Here is an 815-nt window from a genome sequence, read left to right on the forward strand (position 1 = left end):
CGTCAATCGCGCCCGTCTCACCGGTGACCGACGGTAGGTTGAGCCGTGCGCTGGGTTGCGCCCGCCGGCGGTCTGTGCCGCGACGGACGACAGGAGGATCGTGAAAGCCGTTGCGAGAGTAGTCGGGTTCGGGCTTGTTGAACTCATCGTGTTCGGCTTGGTGCTGTTCTCACTGGCCGGAACGCTCAACTTCTGGCAGGCCTGGGCTTTTCTCGTGGTGTTCGTCCTGTCGACGTGGATTCCCAGCATCTTCTTGCAACGGACAAACCCCGAGGCACACCAACGGCGTAAGCACGCGGGACCGGCGGCGGAAACCCGAACGGTGCAGAAGGTCCTCATCGCCGGCTGGTACCTGTCGCTGGCCGCCATGGTGGTGGTCAGTGCCCTGGACCATCGCTTCGATTGGTCATCGGTGCCGGCGGCCATCTGCGTGGCCGGTGATGTTCTGGTCGCGCTCGGACTGGGTGTGACGAGCCTGGTGGTCATCCAGAACAGCTTCGCGGCTTCTACCGTGCAGGTGGAGACGGGACAGAAGCTCGCCTCCACCGGCCTGTATGGGCTCGTGCGTCACCCCATGTACACCGGCAATGTGCTGACGATCGTCGGCTTCCCTCTCGCGCTCGGCTCGTACTGGGGTCTCCTGCCCGTCATCCCGGGCCTCATGATGCTCGTCATCCGGATTCGGGATGAGGAGAAGCTGCTGGTCGCAGAGTTGGACGGCTACCGCGAATACGCGCAGAAGGCGCGCTATCGCCTGGTGCCCTACATGTGGTGACGACCCCGTGCCGGCCCGGGCGGGCCGGCACGGTCGTCGT

1 protein-coding gene is annotated in these 815 nt (G+C 64.8%); it reads left to right on the forward strand.

The window, feature by feature from the left end:
* The first annotated feature begins 100 nt into the window (after window positions 1-100).
* Window positions 101-775 carry a methyltransferase family protein gene (locus tag ACNQR1_RS21830; RefSeq protein WP_418047806.1) on the forward strand — a complete coding sequence of 225 codons (675 nt, stop codon included), beginning with the start codon at window positions 101-103 and terminating at the stop codon, window positions 773-775.
* Window positions 776-815 lie beyond the last annotated feature (40 nt).

This window comes from Mycobacterium sp. 48b (assembly GCF_048282725.1).
Classification (GTDB): domain Bacteria; phylum Actinomycetota; class Actinomycetes; order Mycobacteriales; family Mycobacteriaceae; genus Mycobacterium.